General features: G+C 48.3%; 22 protein-coding genes and 1 pseudogene. 4 read left to right on the forward strand and 19 right to left on the reverse strand.

The annotated features are described in order from the left end of the window. Positions 1-9 precede the first annotated feature (9 nt). The 9 genes from EGC76_RS02100 to mdh all read right to left on the reverse strand — a co-directional run bounded on the left by EGC76_RS02100 (position 10) and on the right by mdh (position 7284). Positions 10-1482 (reverse strand): alpha/beta hydrolase, encoded by a 1473-nt coding sequence (locus EGC76_RS02100; protein ID WP_128351358.1) that lies wholly within the window; start codon positions 1480-1482, stop codon positions 10-12. A gap of 91 nt (positions 1483-1573) precedes the next feature. After that, positions 1574-1987, reverse strand: coding sequence for a DUF3718 domain-containing protein (locus EGC76_RS02105; protein WP_164876776.1), 414 nt, complete (start codon positions 1985-1987; stop codon positions 1574-1576). Positions 1988-2119: 132 nt separating this feature from the next. Beyond that, on the reverse strand, positions 2120-2617 hold the full coding sequence (gene folA, locus EGC76_RS02110) for a type 3 dihydrofolate reductase (protein WP_128351360.1): 498 nt from the start codon (positions 2615-2617) through the stop codon (positions 2120-2122). Between the two features lie 115 nt (positions 2618-2732). Beyond that, positions 2733-3905, reverse strand: coding sequence for an Obg family GTPase CgtA (cgtA, locus tag EGC76_RS02115; RefSeq protein ID WP_128351361.1), 1173 nt, complete (start codon positions 3903-3905; stop codon positions 2733-2735). 82 nt (positions 3906-3987) lie between these two features. Continuing rightward, entirely contained in the window at positions 3988-4245 is a 258-nt protein-coding gene (gene rpmA, locus EGC76_RS02120) for a 50S ribosomal protein L27 (RefSeq protein WP_128351362.1), read from the reverse strand. Between the two features lie 18 nt (positions 4246-4263). Further along, the gene (gene rplU / locus EGC76_RS02125) at positions 4264-4575 is read right to left on the reverse strand and encodes a 50S ribosomal protein L21 (protein WP_128351363.1); all 312 of its coding nucleotides are present in this window, start codon (positions 4573-4575) and stop codon (positions 4264-4266) included. Positions 4576-4761: 186 nt separating this feature from the next. After that, entirely contained in the window at positions 4762-5733 is a 972-nt protein-coding gene (gene ispB, locus EGC76_RS02130; protein WP_128351364.1) for an octaprenyl diphosphate synthase, read from the reverse strand. A 45-nt stretch (positions 5734-5778) separates the two neighbouring features. Beyond that, entirely contained in the window at positions 5779-6327 is a 549-nt protein-coding gene (gene rrtA, locus EGC76_RS02135; RefSeq protein ID WP_128351365.1) for a rhombosortase, read from the reverse strand. 24 nt (positions 6328-6351) lie between these two features. Beyond that, complete coding sequence (gene mdh / locus EGC76_RS02140) at positions 6352-7284, reverse strand: malate dehydrogenase (protein ID WP_128351366.1); 933 nt, start codon at positions 7282-7284, stop codon at positions 6352-6354. A 168-nt stretch (positions 7285-7452) separates the two neighbouring features. On the opposite strand from mdh, the gene argR reads away from it, so the two are divergent. Further along, positions 7453-7926, forward strand: coding sequence for a transcriptional regulator ArgR (gene argR, locus EGC76_RS02145; RefSeq protein WP_128351367.1), 474 nt, complete (start codon positions 7453-7455; stop codon positions 7924-7926). A gap of 70 nt (positions 7927-7996) precedes the next feature. On the opposite strand, the gene EGC76_RS02150 is transcribed toward argR, so the two are convergent. Next, entirely contained in the window at positions 7997-8923 is a 927-nt protein-coding gene (locus EGC76_RS02150) for a Dyp-type peroxidase (protein ID WP_128351368.1), read from the reverse strand. A 197-nt stretch (positions 8924-9120) separates the two neighbouring features. Between EGC76_RS02150 and EGC76_RS02155 the strand changes: the two genes are divergently transcribed. Beyond that, positions 9121-10971, forward strand: a complete 1851-nt coding sequence (locus tag EGC76_RS02155) for a DUF885 domain-containing protein (protein ID WP_128351369.1) — start codon at positions 9121-9123, stop codon at positions 10969-10971. A 2-nt stretch (positions 10972-10973) separates the two neighbouring features. Here the strand turns inward: EGC76_RS02155 and EGC76_RS02160 are convergent, their stop codons facing one another. The 7 genes from EGC76_RS02160 to acnB all read right to left on the reverse strand — a co-directional run bounded on the left by EGC76_RS02160 (position 10974) and on the right by acnB (position 18909). Then, positions 10974-12287: a S41 family peptidase gene (locus tag EGC76_RS02160; RefSeq protein ID WP_128351370.1), complete on the reverse strand. Its 1314-nt coding sequence runs from the start codon at positions 12285-12287 to the stop codon at positions 10974-10976. Positions 12288-12333: 46 nt separating this feature from the next. Further along, positions 12334-13212, reverse strand: coding sequence for a hypothetical protein (locus tag EGC76_RS02165; RefSeq protein WP_128351371.1), 879 nt, complete (start codon positions 13210-13212; stop codon positions 12334-12336). 1 nt (position 13213) lies between these two features. Next, positions 13214-13675, reverse strand: a complete 462-nt coding sequence (locus EGC76_RS02170; RefSeq protein WP_128351372.1) for a putative periplasmic lipoprotein — start codon at positions 13673-13675, stop codon at positions 13214-13216. Positions 13676-13697: 22 nt separating this feature from the next. Next, positions 13698-14930: a COG3014 family protein gene (locus EGC76_RS02175; RefSeq protein WP_128351373.1), complete on the reverse strand. Its 1233-nt coding sequence runs from the start codon at positions 14928-14930 to the stop codon at positions 13698-13700. After that, positions 14887-15522 carry a penicillin-binding protein activator LpoB gene (locus tag EGC76_RS02180; protein ID WP_128351374.1) on the reverse strand — a complete coding sequence of 212 codons (636 nt, stop codon included), beginning with the start codon at positions 15520-15522 and terminating at the stop codon, positions 14887-14889. Before EGC76_RS02180 ends, EGC76_RS02175 begins: the two co-directional genes overlap by 44 nt. A 46-nt stretch (positions 15523-15568) precedes the next feature. Beyond that, positions 15569-16096 (reverse strand): YajG family lipoprotein, encoded by a 528-nt coding sequence (locus EGC76_RS02185; RefSeq protein WP_128351375.1) that lies wholly within the window; start codon positions 16094-16096, stop codon positions 15569-15571. A 224-nt stretch (positions 16097-16320) separates the two neighbouring features. Then, positions 16321-18909: a bifunctional aconitate hydratase 2/2-methylisocitrate dehydratase gene (acnB, locus tag EGC76_RS02190; RefSeq protein ID WP_128351376.1), complete on the reverse strand. Its 2589-nt coding sequence runs from the start codon at positions 18907-18909 to the stop codon at positions 16321-16323. Between the two features lie 362 nt (positions 18910-19271). Between acnB and EGC76_RS02195 the strand changes: the two genes are divergently transcribed. Continuing rightward, positions 19272-19580 carry a hypothetical protein gene (locus tag EGC76_RS02195; protein WP_128351377.1) on the forward strand — a complete coding sequence of 103 codons (309 nt, stop codon included), beginning with the start codon at positions 19272-19274 and terminating at the stop codon, positions 19578-19580. 72 nt (positions 19581-19652) lie between these two features. Here the strand turns inward: EGC76_RS02195 and EGC76_RS02200 are convergent, their stop codons facing one another. Both EGC76_RS02200 and EGC76_RS02205 read right to left on the reverse strand, forming a co-directional pair. Continuing rightward, positions 19653-20135 carry a hypothetical protein gene (locus EGC76_RS02200; protein ID WP_128351378.1) on the reverse strand — a complete coding sequence of 161 codons (483 nt, stop codon included), beginning with the start codon at positions 20133-20135 and terminating at the stop codon, positions 19653-19655. Positions 20136-20143: 8 nt separating this feature from the next. After that, the gene (locus EGC76_RS02205) at positions 20144-20644 is read right to left on the reverse strand and encodes a hypothetical protein (protein ID WP_128351379.1); all 501 of its coding nucleotides are present in this window, start codon (positions 20642-20644) and stop codon (positions 20144-20146) included. 42 nt (positions 20645-20686) lie between these two features. Between EGC76_RS02205 and EGC76_RS02210 the strand changes: the two are divergent. After that, positions 20687-21201 (forward strand): annotated as a pseudogene (locus tag EGC76_RS02210) (transposase); the annotation flags it as partial.

The raw sequence follows: 21201 nt of genomic DNA on the forward strand, positions 1-21201 counted from the left end.
CGCGGCCTCCTATAGTCCTTTACCGTTTGCATTCAACACGAAAGGTGCAGGCTTTTGATTTTTTAAGCAGCTGTCATCCAGTACCTGCGCATCGAGCGTTTCGATAAATTGCCCCGCAAGCTTATTGGCACAGGTATGGCCGGCAATGGTATGTGAGCCATTTGGCGCAATTAAATGCCGACTGTTGCTTAACGATTGTGCTGCAAGAGCACCCCATGTTGGCGGGGTAACTGGATCAAGGCGACCTGACAACAGCAGTGTCGGAATGTCGCTGTAAACAGGTTCGAACCACGCTTCAGGGCGCGGTGCTTGTGGCCATACGGAACACATTTCAATAAAGGCATCGGCTGTGCGACTGCCGATAAAGCTGTTGTTGCCGTCTTCGGCCAGCAGCCGTTCGGTTGCTCGCGGAAGGTCTTCACTACACAGTACCGACAGGGTCAACCCCATGTACATTTCAGATTGCGACATTGCGCTGCCTAGCAATCCCACCAAAGGCGTGTAGTTACCTAGCCCAGTTTGCTGAATTACGTACGGCAACATTTGTCGTGTCGTTGGGTGGTATAGCCCAACACGCATTACCGACGTAAACCGTCCAGCCGTAATCAGAATTTCGGTCGCTTCGTTGCTGAGCGGATCGGCCACAGTTAGCGGCACTGGCTGGCTTTCAAGTGAAGCCAGGGTGTTGGCGTAGGTTTGTTCTAAATTAGGAAATGTTGCGGTGCAGGCTTTAGATTCCGCACATTGCTCAAGTAACAGTTCAAACGATTGTGCGCCATGGCGACCAAATGGCCCAACCACGACTTCTGGCGGTGCAACCGCATCTAATACCGCTGCACGCACTGAGTTAGGTGCTTCACGCATGTACACCAAGCCAGCTCGCGTACCGTAAGAACCGCCATATAAATTAACTTGGCTGTAGCCTAAATGTTCACGAACTGCTTCAAAGTCGCGAATTGCATTCACGGTGTGATACTGAGTTAAATCTTCTTCGCTAAACTGTGCAAGACACTCGCCAGCAATACGATCCAGCTGTATGTCATCATCGGCTTTAACAAGCTCATCGACATGGCTCAATTCGCAACCTAAGGGGTTCGATTTACCAGTGCCGCGCTGATCGATTAACAGGATGTCACGCTGCTTACGAACATCACTGAACATACGATTGATCATTGCCGCCAACTCAGTTGCTGCCTGGCCTGGCCCGCCTGCTAAGATAAGCAGCGGATCAGCTTTTTTACTCTCGCTAACCGCAGGTAGCACAGCGTAATTAATGGTAATTTGACGACCTTCCGGCTGGTCGTAGTTTTCAGGAACCGCAAGCTCGCCACAAAGAACCTGCTCGCTGATATTCTTTAAATAACATGAAGCTAATGGCGCTTGTGATGCATTTGTTGCTGCTGTTTCATCAGCATTTGCGACATTGATGCTGGCTAACGAAGCCAACAGTGTTCCTATTACAGATATTCCCTTAATTCCCATGATTTGTTATCCAGTTGTAACAATTGCGGTTAGTTTAGCGCGCGAGGTTATGCAAAGGAAAGCAACAAACTGTAAATGTTTATTTTTTTGGCTATTGTTGTGGCGCTGTGCTTTCAAAGCGCTCACGCAACACCGAGTTTATCGGATGATTATAAGGAAGTTTCTGAGCCCAGCTTAAATCACCTGCTTGTTGCAGGTCAGCATGCAGTACGCTATGGACAATGAACAGGCCAATCTCAGTTGAGCCATGTCGCTCAGCAAATTGAATCATAGTTTCGCCATTACAGCGAATGCGGGGATAGATATCACGAATACGAAGACGATGCTCGCGAAGCTTATTACGAAATGCGTTGGAATCATTGGTCAACACATGGCTACAAAACAGCAAGGCCAAATCGTCACCAAATGAGTTCATACTCACTTGAGCGGACGCTGGGCTGTTAAATACCCCGATTAATACGCATGATAATGTGAGCAACCGCAGTCGACTCGCTGAACCAACCATAACTAAACATCGCTTTATTTTTATTATGTCTAGCATGGTAAACAGCTGTTAATGCGTGCGCAACGGAATAATTTGTTAATTATATTCCGTTTTTAACAGGTTATTTACACTTTAAAGGGGTTACAAACAGGTTCAAAGACGACGGTAAACTTCTGTTACAAATGCATACGGGTTGTTGGAATCAGCAGGATGCTCGACGGACTCGATCAATTCCCATTCAGCGGCAGCCTGGTAGTCAGGAAAAAACGTGTCGCCTTCAGTTTCGAGTTGAATTTGAGTTAAGTACAAACGGTCGGCATGAGGGAGAAACTCGGCGTAAACATGCCCGCCACCAATCACCATCAATTCATCGGTGTGACCCGCTTCGCGAACCGCTAATTGTGGGCTGTTCACCCAAATAACACCCTGCTCGTCGGTGTAAGGTTGCTGGTGCTTGCGGCTAAGAACAATATTAGTGCGCCCAGGTAACGGCCGCCCAATAGATTCATAGGTTGTGCGCCCCATAACCACCGGCTTACCAAGGGTAACCCGTTTGAAATGTTGCAGCTCGGCAGGAAGGTGCCATGGCATTTTGCCGTCTTTACCGATAACGCGATTCGCAGCCATCGCCGCCACCAAAGCAATATGCATCTAACCTCCTTGAATACAAAAACGATATTAGCTGTTGGATATTAGATATTAGCCAAACATAAATACTCGGCACATCCGTTCTAATATCTAATAACTAATATCGAATTTGCTTTTTTTATTTCTGGTAGATCACTTCGACGTCGTGATCGTCGTCGTCATAATCGTCATCATCATCTTCGTCGTCTTGCGCAAAGGCTTCAAGTTGCTCTTTGTGGTAATCGTCCCACTTGAATTCAACGCTAGCCTTGGCTTCCGCTTCCATTTCTTCTGGCGTTGGCTTCGGCAAGGTTTCAAGGTAATTGACGATTTCCTTGCATAGCGAGTCAGTGTTGATCTTGGATAGACCCGATATTTGATACACCGGACCGTCCCAATCAAGTGCTTCTTTCACGCGCTCGATGCCTTCAGCAATTTCTTCTTCGCTGAGCAAGTCAACTTTGTTAACCACCAACCAACGCGGTTTTGCGGCTAAAGCTGGGCTGTATTTTTCCAGCTCATTGACAATTTTTACCGCTTGTTTAGCTGGGTCTGATTCATCATACGGCGCTAAATCAACAAGATGCAACAATAAGCGGCAGCGCTCAAGGTGCTTCAAGAAGCGAATGCCTAAACCGGCACCTTCTGCAGCGCCTTCAATCAGGCCTGGAATATCTGCGATAACGAAGGTTGCATGGGGCACTGGACGTACAACACCAAGGTTTGGCACCAAGGTCGTGAACGGGTAGTCGGCAACTTTCGGTTTCGCCGCAGAAACTGAGCGAATAAAGGTTGATTTGCCTGCGTTTGGCATACCGAGCAAACCGACGTCTGCAAGCAGCATCAGTTCAAGCTTCAGGTTGCGAATTTCGCCTGGGGTGCCCATGGTTTTTTGCCGCGGTGCACGGTTGGTCGAGCTTTTGAAACGCGCGTTACCTAAGCCGTGGAAACCACCTTTGGCCACCATGCGACGTAAACCATGACGGGTTAAGTCACCGAGTACTTCACCGGTTTCTTCATCGGTAGCACGTGTGCCCACAGGTACTTTTAGTACCAGATCTGAGCCGCGCTTGCCGGTACAATTTTTGCCGTGACCGTTTTCGCCACGCTGAGCACGGTGAAAACGCTCGAAGCGATAATCAATGAGTGTGTTCAGGTTCTCATCGGCTTCTAGATAAACGTCGCCGCCATCGCCACCGTCACCGCCATCGGGACCGCCCTTGGGGATATATTTCTCACGTCGGAAACTTACGACACCGTTACCGCCGTCGCCTGCTTCTACGCGAATTCCGACTTCATCTACAAACTTCATGATTTTACCTACTTGCTTACATGAAAAAACCCCGCCACTCCGGACGGGGTTTCTTATTTCTGCGCTAGCGTTCTAACTGAAATTATTCAGTAACGATGCTAACGTATTTGCGGTTTTTAGGACCTTTCTCCGCAAAAGAAACTTTACCGTCGCTAAGCGCGAACAAAGTGTGGTCACGACCAATACCAACGTTATCACCAGCGTGGAACTTGGTACCACGTTGACGAACGATGATGCTACCAGCTAATACTGATTCGCCACCGAAACGTTTTACACCCAGACGTTTACTTTCTGAGTCACGACCGTTACGAGTTGAGCCTGCGGCTTTTTTATGTGCCATGTGTCGTTACTCCTTCAATTAACCGTTAATGCCAGTGATTTTCACTTCAGTGAACCACTGACGATGACCTTGGCGCTTCATATGGTGCTTACGACGACGGAACTTGATAATGTTCACTTTGTCGCCACGACCGTGGTTGATAACTTCCGCCTTGATAGATCCACCAGAAACAAAGGGCGCGCCGATTTTAACGTCGTCACCGTTCGATAGCATTAACACTTGATCGAACTCAACCACATCACCAGTGGCCGCTTCCAGTTTTTCCAGGCGGACGATTTGGCCTTCAGATACACGGTGTTGCTTACCGCCACTTTGGAATACTGCGTACATGTCTTTCTCCGATTTCCCCGAAGGGTCTTTATTTGAATTAAATTCAGGGCGCGAATTATATGTCCCTACGGGACGAAATGCAACTACGATATTAGCTTTTAGATATTGGACAACCAATCAATACTCGATACATCAGCTCTAATATCCAATATCTAATATCTAACAACTTATATCGTTTTTGTTTTTTTACGCGATTCTATCAACGGCGATGGCAGCGAGAGCGTGCAGGGCTTCGCGGTGAGGCGAATCCGGCAGGTGCGCTAACTGCTGCTGCGCCAATTCTGCTTCTTTTAACGCGCGATTACGTGTGTAATCGAGTGCCCCAGTACGCTGCATGGCCGCTAAAATAGTTTGCAGCTGGTCACGGCCGTCGCCTTGCTCTATCGCTAAGCGAATGCGTGCAGCTTCTTCCTCATTGCCGTGCCACATGGCATACAACAACGGCAAGGTTGGCTTACCCTCGGCTAAGTCGTCACCAGCTTGCTTACCCATGGTTTCGCTGTCAGCGGTGTAATCGAGTAAGTCATCAACCAACTGAAACGCGGTGCCAAGGTGACGTCCGTAAGCCGCGAGTGCTTCTTCAACTGCTGCCGGTTTGTCTGCCAATACAGCACCTAATTGGGTAGCAGCCTCAAATAACTTGCCGGTTTTCCCGTAAATCACTTCAAAGTAACTTTTTTCGGTGGTGTCCGGGTCGTTGCAATTCATGAGTTGCAACACTTCGCCTTCAGAAATGATGTTGGTGGCATCCGCCAAAATCTTCATCACCTTCATCGAGTTCAGCGTAACCATTAACTGAAACGCGCGGGTGTATAAGAAGTCACCCACCAATACGCTGGCTTCGTTACCAAACACCGCATTGGCTGTTTCTTGGCCACGGCGCAATTCTGAGGCATCCACAACGTCGTCATGTAACAACGTTGCAGTATGAATAAACTCAATGATGGTGGCTAAGGTCAAATGCCCCTGCCCTTGGTAACCGGCTGCTCGTGCGGCAGTCACTGCCAACAGTGGGCGCAAACGCTTGCCACCGCTGTTAACAATGTACAAACCGAGCTGATTAATTAAAGCGACGTCTGACTGTAATTCAGCGCCAATTAATCGATTTACGCCTGACATATCGTCGGCCATCAACGCATTGATTTCTGATAACTTCATAGCTTCAGTGCAACAGTTAAATTAAGCCAAAGATTGTACACGAATTTAGGTTTTTGGCACAGAAAAACGGCTTAAAAACACCAAAATAATACCGCACAACGCACCGCCGATATGCGCAAATACAGCAACTGCATCGCCGGTTGCCGGTTGGTCGAGATCAAAAATGATTTTTAGCACCAGTGCTGCGAGCACGACCATGCCTATCCATTGCTTGGCCAGGGCATCCTTGAATGCTGCGTAGGCAAATAACCCGTAGAGCGTGCCTGAAAAGCCGGCGTAAACTTCATAGCTTGGGGCACCCAGCAACTGTCCAGCGCTGCTAGCAAGTAGGATGGGTAGAGTCACCCACCAGTGCTTTGTGTGTTTGAGTTGTTCAGGGAACAGCAACCAGCCAATCCAAACGCCGATAACATTGAACCAAAGATGGGGTTGGTCATGATGCATCAACTGACCGGTGATAATTTGCCACCACGCGCCGTCGATAACTCGGGGGTAACGCATCAGCAGTGCGTCATGCCATGGCATGAGCAGGTAGTAGAAACACAAAAGCAGAGCGCTTATCACAAGGGGTGGTAAGACACTCTGCTTTGGCATGATTCAGCCTTTTAGGTTAAAGGCTTATTTAACGAAGTCTAAGCCAGCTTGGATATCAGCTTTCAAACCGCCCAACATATCAGCTTTTGCTTTTTCTTCGTAAGCGCTCAGTTCGCCGTATGGCAGGATTTCTTCAATACCATTTTTACCCAAACGTACTGGGTGTGCGAAGAACAAGGCGTCTTTGCCGTCAGTTTCAACGTAGGTGCATTCAACAACGCTGTTGTCACCTTCCATTGCTTTAACCAACGATAAACAGAAGCGCGCTGCTGCCTGACCCATTGAAAGGGTTGCAGAACCGCCGCCAGCTTTTGCTTCAACAACTTCGGTGCCAGCATTTTGAATACGCTTGGTTAGCGCTTCAATTTGCTCATCTGAGAAGCTTAAACCGGTTTGTGACAGCAATGGCAAAATCGTGGTACCGCTGTGGCCGCCAATAACTGGAACGGTAACTTCAGCTGGGTTTTTACCATGAATTTCTGCCACAAATGTTTCTGCACGAATCACGTCGAGGGTGGTCACGCCGAACAATTTGTTTTTGTCGTAAACGCCTTTTTTCTCAAGTACTTTCTTAGCGATAGCAACTGTGGTGTTCACCGGATTGGTAATAATACCCACACATGCTTTCGGGCAGTTATCAGCAATTGCTTCAACCAAGTTCGCAACGATGCCTGCGTTGATGTTGAACAAGTCTGAACGGTCCATGCCAGGCTTACGCGGCACGCCCGCGGGAATCAACACGATGTCGGCACCAACTAAAGCTGAAGCTAAGTCGTCTTTACCATAACCAGCAACGGATACCGCAGTAGGGATGTGGCTCAGATCAACAGCAACACCAGGTACTACAGGCGCAACGTCGTATAACGCCAATTCAGAACCAGCAGGTAATTGGGTTTTCAAAAGTAATGATAATGCTTGGCCGATACCGCCAGCAGCACCTAAAACTGCAACTTTCATCTCAGACTCCATCCATTTGTGTGGGGATATTTCAGGCCGAAAACTTTACTCCTTTTTCGGCCAAATTACAACCAAGCAGCAGCTGCGTAAGTGCTCGGAAACACTTGCGTTACGGTGCTGGCTGTATATGATTGAGGATTAATTTAATGTGTTGATTGAGCCAAACTTATGCCAAACAAAAAACCAGACGACATGATTGAAGCCTTTAAGGCGTTGCTAAAAGAAGAACGTTACGGTTCGCAAGGGGACATTGTCGATGCCCTTAAAGAACAAGGCTTTGCCAATATTAGTCAGTCAAAGGTTTCGCGTTTATTAAGCAAATATGGGGCCGTACGAACCCGCAATGCGCGGCAAGAAATGGTGTACTGCCTGCCCGCAGAATTAGGTATTCCAAGCACCCGCGCACCATTAACCCAGCTTGTTTTGGATATACAACACAATGATGTGATGGTGATTATTCGTACGACGCCGGGAGCAGCCCAGTTAATTGCTCGCTTGCTTGATTCGGTCGGCAAACAAGAAGGTGTGCTGGGCACGATTGCTGGCGATGATACAATTTTCATTGCACCGCTGAAGGTGTCGGAGATTGATTTCACGCTGCAGAACGTCAAAAAACTCTTCGAAGGGCAACCACGATATTAGTTATTAGATATTAGATATTAGATATTAGATATTAGATCTGATGTAACAGTGTTTTCCTAATATCAAATATCTAACGACTAATATCGCTTTTGCTTTTCAAAAAATCGATTGAAGGGGCGAAGAAGGCTGCGTTGCTAACGGCCTCAATGTAATCCAGCAACGGATCATAATCGCCCTGCTCGTCTGCAATGTACCGATTTTTAAGCCAATGGATAACGTGCTGCGGCTTGCCTGACATATACATACCTAGCAGGCCTTGTTCACGTAAATTGCCCCACGGCATATTCTGGCGCAATAATTCCAAGGGTTGTTCCTTGGCGTCTACCAAACGTGCTTTTTGAGTATGGGTGACCATGCTTAATACCGCTTCGCTGATCCGCTCGCCGGTAACTTTTTTACGCCCCATCACATGTTCTTGAATTTCGGTGCTCAATTGTTCCCAGCGCCGCAGGTCATAACGAAAGCGCTGACTAAATATGTAGCTGCCACCTTTAAAAACTGGATCGTCATTGACTAAGGCGATTTCACGGCGGCGCATGCCACGCGGATTATCTGGTGCATCAATAAAGCCAAGCAAATCACGGCCGTCCATAAAGCGGAACGTGTTGATTTGATCAATTAGTTCCACGTCGTGTCCCAGCCACTCCATCAAGGTGCGTGCAGCCTGAAAATTTACATCGAAGCGATCAGAACGCACACATAGCATCAAATCGACTGACTCTCGGGGAGCCTGACGGTCGCCATCGTTTAAATCTGGGAAGCCGGTAAGTTGCAGTGGCCGCGACTCTGGGTAAACCACGTCCCAATAATCGCTGCCAATGGCGATATAGCCATTGAGCATGGCTTCTGAGAAGCGTAGGTCTAAGTCCTCGAGCAACTGGGGAACCCTGGCGAGTTTACGACGCACGTGAGCAACGTCGTCCGTCATGACATTCAACAGCAAGGTCACCCCGTGTAAATTGGGTTCCGCGTATATCCCTGTCTGTGCGTGCGTCATAGATTCCTCGTAGATTCCTCGCCAAATACTGAGTGTCGGTCGCATCGTGCTTGTAGCACCGTGCTCGTTTGTGCGATAGATTGGTTTTCTTTAATGATGGTTTTTACCATATTTTGACACTGATGTAGATTATAAAGTCTAGCAAATTCATGTCATAGGTTAATATGTAACTGTTTGAACCAATTGCCGGAGATATCATGCGTTCAGGAATACCCGCACAGTCCAACACCAAAATTCTGTTTAAAACCAGCTTAGCGGCGACAGCTATTGCCCTGCTGCTTAGCGGTTGCGCCAGCACGCAAGAGACAGCTTCAAAAGCCAATACAGCGACCACTCAACAAGCGGCTGAGAACGCTGACAGCCGTTACACTGAGCTGGCTGACGGTATTTTCAAAAAGCTGCAAGCGCAGGGCTCACAGCAAGGTAACCAATTGCCTGATATGTCTGCCGCTGCCCTCGCCGAACGCGCTGAAGAACAAAAGGTTTGGCTGGCTCAGTTGCAACAGGTGGACGTGTCTGCGCTGTCGCGACAGAATCAAATCAACCATCGCATGCTGACCTATCGGTTACAAAACTTAGTGGATGGCTACACCTACAAAGAGCATTATATGCCGCTAAACGCTGAAGGTGGCTTTCATAGTAACCTAGGCTTCATGGTGCGTAACGCCAGTTTTCGGAGCTTTGAAGACTATCAGAATTATTTAGAACGGTTACGTTCGGTTCCGCGCTACATGGTTCAGCAAACCGCTTGGTTACAAGCTGCTTTAGCAGAAGGCTACACCCAACCTAAAGCTGCCATGCAAGGGTTTGAAGAAAGCATTGCTGCATACATTGTACAGGCGCCTGAAGATAGTTTGTTTTTTGAACCTTTTACCGGCAAAAAACCAATTTTTGTAACCGCAACGCAATGGGTTCAGCTGCAAGAAGAAGCGGCAACGATTATTGATGAACAGGTATTGCCGGCGTACCAAAGTTACTTTGACTTCATGGTGATGGATTACCTACCAAATAGTCGCGACAGTGTGGGCGCCAGCGAGTTACCTGATGGCCGCGATTATTATCAAAACCGTATTAAACATTTCACGACACTTGATTTAACGCCTGAAGAGATTCACCAGCGCGGTTTGGACGAAGTTAAACGTATTCGCAACGAAATGGCGATAGTCATTGAACAGACTGGTTTTGAAGGTAGCTTTGAGGAATTCACCGACTTCTTGCGCACAGACCCGCAGTTTTACCCAGAAACCGCAGAAGAATTGCTAAAAGAAGCTGCGTACATTGCCAAGAAAGCCGATGGCGAACTCCCGAAGTTTTTCAAAAAACTCCCGCGTCAGCCGTACGGAGTAGCCCCGGTTCCTGCTGAAATTGCGCCGAAATACACCACCGGACGTTATGCCGGTAGCAACCGCGACGACCGTGCTGGTTTCTACTGGGTGAACACCTACGCGCTTGATCGCCGCCCGCTCTACCAGATGGAAGCGCTGACCCTGCATGAAGCTGCGCCGGGCCATCATTTGCAAGGTGCGTTAGCACGCGAAATGTCAGATTTACCGGATTACCGTCGTTACACCTATATTTCTGCCTTCGGTGAAGGTTGGGGCTTGTATGCGGAGTGGCTTGGTAAAGAAATGGGCTTCTATCAGGACCCATACAGTGACTTTGGTCGCTTAAGCTATGAAATGTGGCGCGCAGCGCGCTTAGTGGTCGACACAGGTATGCACGCAATGGGCTGGAGCCGTGAGCAAGCGATGGACTTTATGGCCTCGAATACGGCGTTGAGTTTGCACAATGTGAAAACGGAAATTGACCGTTATATTACTTGGCCTGGCCAAGCACTGTCGTACAAATTGGGTGAAATGCTGATACGTCAGTTGCGCACCGAAGCTGAGCAAGCGTTAGGCGCCGACTTTGACTTGCGCGAGTTTCATGAGGTGATTCTGCGCAATGGCAGTATTCCGCTGGATGTTCTGCAGCAGGAAACGCGCAACTGGATAGACAGCCAAGTGGCCGAACGTTCTGCTGAGCGTTCTGCTGCGAACGATGCCTAACGCTAGTCCTGTGCTGGTTCCGTTGGAAACAGCACTTCTATCGGTAAGTTTTCGTCGGGTGTGAGTCCTTCCCCTTCCGGAAGGACTGCGCCACGACCATCCACCACAGCATCCGGGGCGTACATCGACAAGCCCACTATCCATCCGTTGGGTAGGCTTTTAACGGTTGTCGGTGAAAATGCGCCACGAGTTTTTTGCCCACGCAATAAAAATCCGCGCAACCGCAAAGCTTGAGCTAAATGCTCCGCAGCACTTGCCGTAACTTCAGTAACCAACACCGTGCCGCGCTGATGCAACGCCGATAAATCAGGCCGACGGGTTTCAAATACACTGAACCCTTGAATGGTTGTGAGTGCTTCGTCACGGTTCACCAAACTGTTAGCGAGTTGACTGGCCAGCAACAAACTGCCGCCTTCGTTGTAGCGTAAATCAATAAGTAGCTTCGGTTTGGCGCCGGTAACTTGTGCAACACCTTTTAAGTCTTCTTCTATGCTGTACAAGGCGCGCTGCAAGCAACGCTGCCCGGGTTCACTGTAACTGGCTTCAGGGCTAAAGCGATGCAGCCGTTGTACACCAAGGTAATATTCTCCGGTATTGAGTAACCCCCACCATAAGGCTTGTTCACAACCGTGGTTGAGTCGGCTGGTTTGCAGATCTTGCAACAACTGCCGCCGCGCTTGCTCGCGCTGCGCCTCACCCACTTCAAAGTCGCTGACGCGATAATACCGTTGAATGCCTTGCGCCAAAATAAAAGCATGTTCGTCGTTGCTGTCTTCTAATACTTCGCTGACCAAGGCAAACAACGCGACCTGATCATCAAATGGCACATCGGATTCGATGGCGTCTATGCGCTGCGCTTCATATTGCCAGCGCAGCAGCGCCGTTTGGCTTAAGCCATGATGGAATTGCTGTAAGAGCTCGGCCAGTGTATCAACAACTTGCTGTGCACCTGACTCGGGCTTTTGCGTGCAGTGTTTGGGTAAAAAGGGTTCGCGGGTAAACACCACGGGTAAGCCATCGGATAAGCGTTGCAATACCAAGGTTCGATAGCCCGCACCAACCCAGGCATGCTGGCCGGGATTGAACTTGCTGGAAAATACGCGCGGCATGAGGCCGGCATCTGCGGCCCAACATTGTGACGGTGTCCATTGATAGCGGGTAATCACCGCGTCATCAACCACCAAATAGCTTTGATAACGTTCTGACCAATACACGCCGTCTTTGATATCGAGTTGCGGTGTGTTGCGCTCACTGCCACTGCAACCGACCAGCAGTATTGCTGTAACGGCGGTCAGAACCGAACCTTTAATGTTCAAGGCACAGTCACTCCAATATTAGCTACCTGTGCCTAGTAGACTAGCCTTACAGATAACGGTCGTAAAGCATTTGCAACGTTGCCTGCGCGGCTAATTGCCCTTGCTCGGCCCATAGCTCGGCTTGCTCTTCAATCACTTCATAACCACCTGGTTGCGCGGTTACCCCAGCAACATTACGCGGTCGTTGCAACTCATAACCACCGGCCGTTGCCCCGTATTCATACAACCCTTGTGGAATTGGCACGCGGTCATCAGCAAGCAATGTGGCGTCTTCTAACGAGGTCATCGTGATGTGATAGCCAATAGGCTCGTAGTTCATTTTGGTTTCGCGGTATGGCATCACTTCAATGAGCAGATTGGTGTGCTTGCGCAACATGTCCATTTCTAAGCGTTGATTGTCGTCTTGCGGGTTACGGCTGGTTTTCGCACGAATTTCCGAGTCCAATAAACGCATGGCTACACTGCGATTGACCAACCGCACGCCAAAACTCATCAGCATGCTCTGATAACCGCGTTGATATTCATCCCACTGGGCTGCGCTAAGCATAGTGGAGCGGCGTGGGTTGTCATAACCGCGTTGCTCAACGCCCACCTGCACGCTTTGCGATTCGGGTACAAAAGTGCCCTCAGTGCCCGTTGCTTGGGCATTAACGCTTACCCGACGTTGCATGTGCCAGTCAGACACCATATCACTGAACGGTTCACCAACTAACATCACTAACTTTGGTTTCCCTGCCTTGTCGTAAGCTGCGCGAAACGTCGCTTTGTCCACCTGCAACAAATTGACTTGTTGCTGCTCAGCTTGCCGGGCCCGATCAAAGTACGGGTCATTCAGCATCGGTTGTGCTTGGGTATCTTGCGCTTGCACAGCGCTGCTACCCAACAAGGTAGCAGCACACATACCACACAGAAACACGGCTTTCATATTAGCGGCCCTCACGTAGCTCGACTAAAAAGTATTCGGCCCGATTGTTGAGTGATGTTTCCTTGTAGATGGCCGTGCCGTTTGCCGGTACGTACACGCGGCGCCACATGGACTCATCCATTAACGGTGCTTGGTTGGCATCAAAAAACAATGCTTTGCCTTCAATTTGCAAATCATAATCTGTGCGGTTACGAATCATCGTCCACACTTCCAACTGCCCAGTCGCGGTGTTGGTGATGCCGCTGCGGTCTAAAGTGACCTTGACGGTGTCTTTAACTTTTTCGCCAAATGGGGTTTTGGTAATGTCAGTTCGATTCAAACTATGGTCAATAAAAACAATTGAATTGAGCTCATTGGTGCTTGTACGCTGCACCGGGTGTGAGCCACTGTAACCATTTTGTGTGCTGCCGCATGCGGCAAGCGTAAGTACTAAACTGGCGACTAATATAAAATGTCGTTTCATAATGCGTATCCTTAATGCTGTGTTAACGGGCACGTGAGCTGTGCCAGATCAAATGATTACCCTGTGGATCTTGGTAGTGATGAAACACGCCAGAGTCTAGGGCGACAGGATTCCCATCAATATCTGTGTACTGTGCTTGCCACATTGCCACGTCAGCTGGGTTGGCCTTGGTGGTGGAACTATGCACAGCATCAGGTAAACGTGACCAGTAACGGGTGTCTGCGCGCGGCTTAACGTTGGCCGACAACGCCATGCTTGCCACACCGATTAGCGCCAAGGTGTTACCAACTTGCCCGCTGCTGCCACCTATTGCCGGTGAAAACACACGCGCGGTGACACCAAGTTGGGCTATATCCCGGCCAAAACTGGCAGTGTTATTCGCAAATGCAGCTTTACCTTCAATAATGGCATCAACTGGGCGACCGCCACGAGAAGTGGCCTGCCAATAAACACTTTCTATCGGTTCCATCTCGACTTCTTGTTGCCCCGTATTAATCACAACCTGCTTTTCTTTGAAGTTTTTACCTGGCCTGAACACCAATTCATAGTGGCCCATACCATCCGCGAGCTTACGCGGTGAGTACCCGGTTTCAGCCAGAATTAACACGTTGTCATCGGCGGCTGGAATCGGAAAGTCAGGGCGCAGTTCACGCAATTCGTCGTAAGCTTCTTCAGCAAGTACTGGGCTACCCATTTTTTGCGCTGACCAGCCAGCAAGCAACAGCATCACCGCGAAGTCACTGCGATTTTGTTCTTCTTCGGCAAATGCATCCTGCATTAAGCCACTGACGAAACTTGCGCGTGCGTTATCGTAAACACCATCAATCAAATAGATGAGTCCACGATAGTAGTAGGCCATGGCACGTTCGTAGGGCTCGCCTTTAAAGTCTTTGCGACCCTCTTCGTGCCATAAACTACGGGCTTTCGTTGCTGATTCATTGTCCGCATAAACGGTTTCGATAACTTCTAAAGCCGCATCAAAGTTCTCACGCGCAATATCAATATCGCCCTGATAAAACGCCGCTGTACCAATTTCCATGCGGTTCAGCACTTCGTTACGCTTACCTTCTTCGAAAAGTTTGCGATAAAGCGGACGTAAATAAGCAGGCTTGTCGTTCAGTGCGTCTTTTTCTTGTTGATTCAGTGCTAACGCTTGGTATTGCGTTGGGCCCGTACTGGCACAGCCAGCAAGGCCCAACACCAAGGCTGCACTAACGATAGATAACGTCGTCTTGTGCAGTTTTCTGGAATTCATACATGCCACTCCACACGTAGGTGCCAAGTTCGAGGTCTACAAGCTCGAAAGTGATTTGGTGATAACGCGAACGTTCTTGGCTACGCGTGTCCATCGCGTCAAGCGACATGATGCGCCCAACCAAACGGAAGTCAGCACCGGCTGTTGCTTGGGTGGCACGAATGGTGCCGCCGTCAACCACGCCCATGCGTTTTAATTCACGTTCTTTTTCAACCATGTCAGCGTATTCACGGCCAACAAAAACCAAGCGGCCATTGGACGCACGATTTAAGTTAATCCGCAACCGATCGGTCAGCATGTTTTTATTGATACGTGATGAACTTTCGTTGGTGAAGTACTGGCTGTCTATAATGATGCGCGGTGCAACATCACGGCTAACCAGCTGTGGATTGCTCAGCATGTCGCGCATCATTTGATCGGTAACGGCCATGATATCTTGTGATTCAACGCCAACACCTTGCACTTTGCCCGGTGAGCGAGCGTCTTCATACACCGTGGCTCGGCCTGCACTGTTGTCTATGTTTGAGGTGCTCGAACACCCAGCAAGCGTAATAACGCTTGCCAGGGTCGCTAATAAAACGACTTTATTCATAAGGGTTGCCCTTTTTTCTGATTAGTAACTGTTAACGTTTCAGTGCTTAGTAGCCAAGTTGACCAGAGGCTGTGTACAAAGCTTGTGAGTAAACAGTTTTTAACTCAGGGTAAATCGACATTGCCGATTCGAGCGCGTCTTGATAATGCGGGTGCGCTGAGTGGGTTACGTACATCCACACTGACAGCTCTTCGAGACTGTTAAAGGAGATATCAGAAGTACCACGGATAATTTCTTCACCGCCAGCCATTTCTAATGCCACTTCACGGCCAACAGTTTCACCAATTTCCTGGCCTAACCAACCGCCGATGAATGGAATGTTTTCCGCGAGTTTTTGTCCAGCATAAGCGCCAGCCATCCCGCCTATCGCACTGCCCATGTCGGCATTGCGCGCGTTGTTAACCCATTCGGCTAGCACACCGTCAGAAGTATAGGGGCTCATATATTGGCCACTATTTCCTTCAATAGCTGGTGGTGCGGTAAGTTGGTAAGGCTGAGCGAGTTGTGGACCCATTGCGCAAGCGCTGAGGAATAAAGCGAGAATAGCTACGATAGCTAGTTTGATGTTGTTCATAGAGCTCTCCAATGAGCTGTTATTTTTGTTATTGATGGTGCAACTGATTTGTTATTCGTACCTTGGGTACTTTATGTTCAGTTAACGTTAAGATTATGCAAAGATGAGAAATAGGCAAGCAGAATTTATAACTTTTGTTTAAACGGCTGATTATTAAATAAAAGTTTTAAGCAAAAAAAAGGAGCTCAACTGAGCTCCTTTTTTAACCTATTGCGTGAACGCAATTAGCCAACGTTAATGGTTGGGATAATGTTCGCTTTCGCTGCAGCTTCTGCTTCACGGAAGGCGTCCATTTGGTCGAAGTTCAAGTACTTATAAACTTCGCCAGCCATTGCGTTGATGTCCTGCGCGTACTCCATGTACTCTTCAGGCGTTGGCAGCTTACCTAGAATTGCACCAACAGCTGCAAGTTCAGCTGAGGTCAGGTAAACATTGGCGCCATCACCTAAGCGGTTCGGGAAGTTACGGGTAGACGTTGACAACACTGTTGCGCCCGCTTCAACACGTGCTTGGTTACCCATGCACAATGAACAGCCTGGCATTTCAGTACGCACACCGTTGTTGGCGTAGATGTTGTAGTAGCCTTCTTCACGTAACTGCGCTTCGTCCATTTTAGTCGGTGGCGCAATCCACAAACGCGTGTTCAATTCTTGCGTATTTTTCTCAAGCAGTTTACCTGCAGCACGGAAGTGACCAATGTTGGTCATGCACGAGCCGATGAACACTTCGTCAACTTTATCGCCAGCAACTTCGCTCAAGAATTTCGCGTCATCTGGGTCATTCGGGCAACACACGATTGGCTCTTTGATATCGGCCAAGTCAATTTCAAGCACGGTTGAGTATTCTGCGTCTGCATCAGCACGCATCAACGTTGGGTTCGCCAACCACTCTTCCATTTTGCTTGCACGACGTTCAAGCGTGCGCACATCGCCGTAGCCTTCGTTGATCATCCAACGCAACATGGTAATGTTCGAACGCAAGTACTCAGCAACTGATTCTTCTGACAAGTTAATCGTACAACCTGCAGCTGAACGCTCTGCTGACGCATCTGATAATTCAAACGCTTGCTCAACGGTTAAGTGATCGAGGCCTTCGATTTCTAAAATGCGGCCTGAGAAGATGTTTTTCTTGCCACGTTTTTCAACGGTCAATAAACCTTCTTTAATCGCAAATGCCGGAATAGCGTGAACCAAGTCACGTAAGGTAATTCCTGGCTGCATTTCGCCTTTAAACCGCACCAATACTGACTCAGGCATATCCAACGGCATAACACCGGTAGCTGCAGCAAACGCAACCAAACCAGAACCTGCCGGGAATGAAATACCCAGTGGGAAACGGGTGTGCGAGTCGCCACCAGTACCTACGGTGTCTGGTAACAACATACGGTTCAACCAGCTGTGGATGATACCGTCGCCCGGACGCAAGCTCACACCGCCACGGTTCATGATGAAGTCTGGCAAGGTGTGCTGTGTTTCAACATCAACAGGCTTTGGATACGCAGCCGTATGACAGAATGACTGCATGGTTAAATCCGCAGTGAAGCCTAAGCAGGCTAAGTCTTTCAACTCGTCACGCGTCATTGGTCCGGTGGTGTCTTGTGAACCCACAGTGGTCATTTTCGGTTCGCAATAGGTACCTGGGCGAACGCCTTCCATACCACATGCTTTACCGACCATTTTTTGCGCTAGGGTAAAGCCTTTACCGCTGTCGACTGGTTGTTCAGGCTTCAAAAACAGCTCTGAGTGACCCAAACCGAGTGACTCACGCGCTTTTTCTGTCAAACCACGACCGATGATCAGGTTAATACGACCGCCAGCACGCACTTCATCAAGGATAACCCGTGATGCGTAGTCATACTCTGCGATTACTTCGCCTGCTTCGTTTTCAATTTTGCCAGCGTATGGGTGAATGGTGATCACATCGCCCATGTTCATTTTTTCAACGTCTGCTTCAAACACTAACGCGCCTGCGTCTTTCATGGTGTTGAAGAAAATTGGCGCAACTTTGCTACCAATACAGATGCCGCCAGCACGCTTGTTTGGGGTGCCTGGCATGTCTTCGCCAATAAACCACAACACTGAGTTGGTGGCAGATTTACGCGAAGAACCGGTACCTACAACGTCACCAACAAACGCAACTGGATGGCCTTTTTGCTTCAGCTCTTCAATTTGCTTGGCCGCGTCGGTTACGCCTTCACGTGGCATTTTGTACATCGCTTTGGCGTGCAACGGAATATCCGGGCGTGACCACGCATCAGGTGCTGGTGACAAGTCGTCGGTATTGGTTTCGCCAGTTACTTTGAATACGGTTGCTTTAATTTGCTCAGGCATTTTGTCACGGCCCGTGAACCACTCGGCATTTGCCCATGATTCAACAACTTCTTTGGCCAGTTCATTGCCGTTTTTCATTTTCTCTTCTACGTCGTGGAAGGCATCAAACATCAACAAGGTGTGTTTCAGTTCTTCAGCAGCTAATTCGCCTAAGTCGGCATCGTCTAGCAACTCAACCAAAGTTACGATGTTATAACCGCCGTGCATATTGCCAAGCAGAGAAACTGCAGCGTCTTTGCTGACGACAGGGCTTGTTGCTTCACCTTTTACGATTGCTGACAAGAAACCTGCTTTTACGTAAGCAGCTTCATCAACACCTGGAGGTACGCGCTCAGAAAGAAGTTCTAATAAGAAGTCTTCTTCACCGGCTGGTGGGTTTTTCAGTAATTCGACTAAATCAGCAACTTGCTCTGCTGTCAGTGGCTTTGGCGGAATGCCTTCTGCGGCCCGCTCTTCGACATGCTTACGATATTCTTGCAGCACTGGGTACCCCTTTTGCTGTTGCGGTTTGAAAAGTGTGGCGGATTATACGGGTTTTAGCGGCTGATTTGAATTCATATGGGGATATATGCATCAATCTTTGCGATAAATGCTGTGAATGAAGAGCGAAAGCGTTATTCGTTGTTCGTTGTTCGTTATTCGTGCGCTTCGCTGTTCGTGCACGCGCTGCGCTTGTTGTTCGAGAAATAAATACGAACAGCACGTAGTGCGGACCAACAAGGAACGAAGTGACTGGACGAATAACGAACAACGAATAACGAGTAACGACTCGTTACACTTGTGCAATAAACTTTTCACACTTTTGAACTATCTTAATACATGACATCTCTGTGGGGGGATTGATCATGAAAACATTCACAATGAAAACCTTATTGGTAACCGCAGCTCTTGTAACGGCTGCACCAGCATTAGCTGACGATACGAACATGCAAGTTTACCGTTACGTTTATTCACCCGAGCGCGCAATTGGTAGCTGGGACCACGCTGTGGATATTGCGCGCAACGATATTCGCAATGAAACGGCGAGTGACATTAAAAGTGACTCGCTCCTAAGCCTGAAGAATAGTGGCTCGGAGCTTAAAGCTCAATTTGGCTACGCAATTTATATTCCGAAGCGCAAGGAACGCATAAGCTGGAAGGCGCTCGCGCCCTAATTTATTGCTAAGGCGTCCAAGATATCCTTATTTTGAGGTGTCAGGGTGCACCGGGGGCATTCCAATTGAAATTTAAGAACGAAGAAGTTTTGATTTGCAACTAGGGCAAACTAATACTTCTGATTCTTCTGTATCCGTCCAAGGATCGTCGCAGAACGGACATTGATACCATTCGTTATTCAGTTTGATTGCTGATTCATTCAAACTGCTATCGGCATATTCATTTTCTATTTTTGCTTGGTATTTTAGTAGCGCTTCTCTCGCATTCTCATTACCTTCGACCAAGTTTTGGTAGAAATAAGAATCAGATGACCACTCTCTAAATGACAAAATAGTTGACCACTTGTCTGAATCGTAACAACCGTATTCCCAATACTTTGACAACCGGTTATCCAAAATATCAATTTCTCGAATATTCATCGATACAGGGAAAGAATGTGACTCTCCCATAACCAAAAAGTCACTAGTACTACCAATATATATAGCGAATACTGGGTATGCTCTATCTGGTTTTATATGCTCGGAATGATGTCCATGTTTTAGTTTAATAAACATACTTACCTCTATTTCTTAAATAGTTCATTACGGCTTTTACGATTATCTGGCCCGTCTTTAAATTTTGTATCTGAAAGTTGACCTGTTTGCCTATTACGATCACCATGAACTTCGGTTTTAGTTCCATCAGGATGGGCTCTACTCCCAGTTAACTTATCGTGTGAACCATTTTCGCCATAACGACTTCTATCGCCCATTTTGTCACTAATGTTACTACCACCGCCACCCGCAAAATCACCCAGTATTTCTTGTCCCGCAAGATCTTCTGCCAGGTCTACCGAGTCACTAGTCGGTCTCCCGTTTTTTCCTCGATTGCTATTGTCTGCGGATTCATTGTAAGCGTTTAACGTCTCTGAGCCCGCGTAGCCAGCTGCTGCCGCAGTAGCAACAAAAAAAGCAGCTTTCCCGAGTGCAACAACTTCTGGAACAAATAACAATACAATTGCAAATTCACCTGTCGGGTCTGCCATATTTATTTGACGTCTCCCCCAAAAATAGAACCATGACATCGATGAGATTTCCATTAAAATTGAGTTATTGGAGATCTCACTATGAAAAAACGTCACAGCGAAGAACAGATTATCAAGGCTATCAAGGAGCATGAAGCTGGTGCCAAGGTAGATGATATATGCCGACGGATGGGTATTTCGAGCGGTACATTCTACAACTGGCGCAGCAAGTATGCGGGTATGGAAGTAAACGAGGCCAAGCGTCTACGAGAGCTCGAGGCTGAGAACAGCAAACTCAAAAAGCTTCTAGCAGAGAAGATGTTGGAGACGGAAGCGTTGAAGGACGTTGTCTCAAAAAAGTGGTAAAGCCCGCCAGCAAAAAGCGTGTGGTTGAGTATATGGTAACCACCTTCAAGCTTAGTGAGCGCCTTGCGTGCAAGTTGGTTGGGCTGAGTCGTACCGCGTATCGATATCAGCCTAAAAAACGTCGGGATGAGCCGGTTACGGCTCGTTTAAAAGAGCTGGCGGTTGAATATCCACGATACGGCTACTTGATGCTTCACGGCCTTCTCAAGCGTGAGGGATTAGTTAAGAACAAAAAGCGGACCTATCGTTTG

The sequence above is a fragment of the Pseudidiomarina gelatinasegens genome (assembly GCF_004025325.1).
In the GTDB taxonomy this organism is placed as follows: Bacteria; Pseudomonadota; Gammaproteobacteria; order Enterobacterales; family Alteromonadaceae; genus Pseudidiomarina; species Pseudidiomarina gelatinasegens.